The sequence below is a fragment of the Staphylococcus sp. HMSC13A10 genome, from assembly GCF_001808005.1.
Taxonomy (GTDB): domain Bacteria; phylum Bacillota; class Bacilli; order Staphylococcales; family Staphylococcaceae; genus Staphylococcus; species Staphylococcus pasteuri.
In genome coordinates this window covers 1-2,856 of record NZ_KV791835.1, presented here as the reverse complement: position 1 = coordinate 2,856, position 2,856 = coordinate 1, and the positions used below count along the sequence as shown (strand labels likewise).

The window sequence follows — 2,856 nt, the reverse complement described above, 5'->3', positions numbered from 1 at the left end:
CATACAGAAGACTCCTTTTTGTTAAAATTATATTATAAATTCAACTTTGCAACAGAACCGGTTATAAACAAATCGGACGTAAGTTTGCTATATTTTCAATAATAGGTATCTTATCATTATCTATATTCACTTCGATTATGCATCCTGTACCAACAATTATTGAAGGTGATTCACTACTTATTACTGTAGTTTGTGGAGTTGTTATTGGATTAGGCATGGGTCTTGCCCTTAGAAATGGTGGGGCATTAGATGGTATAGATATGTTAGCCGTTTTATTATCTAGAAAGTTACCTTTCGGAACAAGCGATTTAATTTTATTTCTCAATACATTCGTATTTATACTTGTTTCTACTGTTTTTGGCTTTAAAGGTGCCATTTTATCAGCGCTCGCATATTTTATTGCTTCAAAAGTTATACATATTATTGAAGAAGGACTAAGTGGTTCGAAAACGTTTAAAATTATTACAAAAGATTATGACATTATGAATAAAGAAATTAAAGAAAGACTGGGAAGGTATTGCACATTTACAAAAGTGACTATTGATGAAGAAAATAATTCATTTGTAGAAATTTCTTGTGTTATTAATAAACTCGAAGAACAAAAACTTAAAGAAATTATAAATGATGTAGACCCAGACGCATTTATCGCAATATATGATACAGCAGAAGTTAGGGCTGGAAATATGAAAAAATCAGATATATATTAAAATTACGATAAATAAAAAGCTACCAGTTATTAGGTAGCTTTTTATTGGTTCTCTCTTTTCTTGTTTTAATATTAAAATCTCAGAATAATTGATCACCATAAGTTTTCAGACGCTGTGAGAAGCTCTCATTTGCATTGAAAAACCGTTTATTAAAACAAATCATCGTTATCGTGTTTAATTCTATAAACAGTTTGTCTTGTAATATTCACTTCTTTCGCAATTTTACTAATCGCTTTGCCTTCCTCTAACATTTCTACAACACGATGATAGATAACACGTTTTTGAGGATCTTTCGCATTGGGAGAATATAATAAGGGTCGTCCTTTATATACGCCTTTCTCTTTCGCAACTTGAATCCCTTGAGCTTGTCGACGTTTACTTTCATTTCTTTCTTGTTCTGAAACCATTGCTAATATCTGTATAATTAAATCTTTCATAAATTTATCTAATAATGGATTACCAATGACTTCATTCATCATTGGTAGACTGGTAATCATCAATTGTACTTCTTTCTCTTTAAGATAATTAACGGTATTAATGACTTCATCATAATTACGACCTAAACGATCAATTGATTCCACGACAAAACGATCTCCCATTCTCACAAAGTTCAATGCTTCTTGAAAGACGGGTCTGTTTTCTATAGATTGACCTGATTGTTTTTCTGTAAAAATTTTTTCAGCACCAAATGTTTTTAAATTTTCAAGTTGTCTTTCTAAATTTTGATCTACTGATGATACCCGCGCATAGCCCACAATCATTTAGTTTCACCTCATAATTAATATACACCCTAATCATACATTTTAATTGCTGTAATTTCAACAATTCATTTTGTATGATTAGGGTGTACCTCTATTAGACATTTACGTCGATTCTTTTGTCATGATATAATTTTTTGTAAGAGTTAAAAAAATATATAAGATAGAAAGAGGAAATACTATGCAATCATTTGCTAAAATAACTGCACAAGGTACATATGTCCCTGAAAAAGTTATGGATAATAATGACTTTGAAAAAATCGTAGAGACCTCTGATGAATGGATCCAACAAAGAACAGGTATTATTGAGCGAAGAATAGCTGATGAAAATGAATATACTAGTGATTTAAGTTATAAAGCTGTATTAGATTTACAAGAAAAGTATCAAGTCGACTTAACCGATGTAGATATGATTATTAATGCGACGTTAACTCCTGATTATAAAACACCTAGTGTAGCTTCATATGTCCAAGCTCAGCTTGGGTTAAAAAATGCTGGGGCTATTGATATTAATGCTGCTTGCGCCGGATTTACATATGGACTTAATTTAGCTAATGGATTGATTACATCAGGACAAAACAAAAAAATTTTAGTCATTGGTTCAGAAACATTGTCTAAAATTACAGATTATAATGATCGAAGTACGTGTATTTTGTTTGGAGACGGTGCCGGTGCATTTCTTGTAGAATATGATAAAGAAGAAATGAGTTTTATTGCAAGTAATGCCGGATCAGATGGCTTGAAAGGTCATAACTTATATTGCACAGAATTGTCTGAAGAAATGTTTTCAGATGATTTAGAAAATCATGGTTATATCGTTCAAAATGGACGGGGCGTTTATAAATGGGCAGTCGGTAACGTTCCAAATATAATCCATGAAGTTCTAAATCAATCAAATTACAGTATTGAAGATTTGAATTGGTTTGTACCGCATAGTGCGAATGCTCGAATGATTGAATCGATTTGTGAAAAAGCAAATATTGAAACAGATAAAGCATTAGAGAGTCTTAAATACTATGGTAATACTTCATCAGCAACCATACCTTTATCAATCGACCTAGCTATAAAAGAAGGTAAAATAAAAAAAGATGACTTAATCCTATTAGTTGGATTTGGTGGGGGCTTGGCATATGCATCTACACTTATTAGATGGACTATATAATTTTATGAGTTCTCAATTATGCATCTTTTTGCATTCTTCTATTAACCAGTGTTATAATATGATTAACAAGAATTCTAGCGTGAATACACCAATCCCCTCACTACGGCAATAGTGAGGGGATTTTTTTAGGTGTGGCTATAGTCGCCTATTTATCGTTGCGATTACGTAGCCAATGCGTAAATAACGCAACAATACAACCACTGATGACTGTGGTCGTGATGTGAACAAG

3 protein-coding genes and 1 pseudogene are annotated in these 2,856 nt (G+C 31.9%); 2 read left to right on the top strand and 2 right to left on the bottom strand.

The genetic code is table 11. The annotated features are described in order from the left end of the window. Positions 1–59: 59 nt before the first annotated feature. Positions 60–707: pseudogene (locus HMPREF3125_RS01920) on the top strand (YitT family protein); the annotation flags it as partial. Between the two features lie 149 nt (positions 708–856). Here the strand turns inward: HMPREF3125_RS01920 and HMPREF3125_RS01915 are convergent. Next, positions 857–1,468, bottom strand: a complete 612-nt coding sequence (locus tag HMPREF3125_RS01915; protein WP_000635275.1) for a recombinase family protein — start codon at positions 1,466–1,468, stop codon at positions 857–859. A gap of 178 nt (positions 1,469–1,646) precedes the next feature. Here HMPREF3125_RS01915 and HMPREF3125_RS01910 point away from each other — a divergent pair, with 178 nt between their 5' ends. Further along, positions 1,647–2,627 carry a ketoacyl-ACP synthase III gene (locus HMPREF3125_RS01910; protein ID WP_070451583.1) on the top strand — a complete coding sequence of 327 codons (981 nt, stop codon included), beginning with the start codon at positions 1,647–1,649 and terminating at the stop codon, positions 2,625–2,627. A 145-nt stretch (positions 2,628–2,772) separates the two neighbouring features. On the opposite strand, the gene HMPREF3125_RS12615 is transcribed toward HMPREF3125_RS01910, so the two are convergent. Next, on the bottom strand, positions 2,773–2,856 hold an 84-nt coding region (locus HMPREF3125_RS12615), incomplete at its 5' end, for a type I toxin-antitoxin system Fst family toxin (protein WP_141738041.1).

Coding starts and splice junctions, on each gene's coding strand:
- HMPREF3125_RS01915 (WP_000635275.1), bottom strand. CDS start 1,468: ATGATTGTGGGCTATGCGCGGGTATCATCAGTAGATCAAAATTTAGAA.
- HMPREF3125_RS01910 (WP_070451583.1), top strand. CDS start 1,647: ATGCAATCATTTGCTAAAATAACTGCACAAGGTACATATGTCCCTGAA.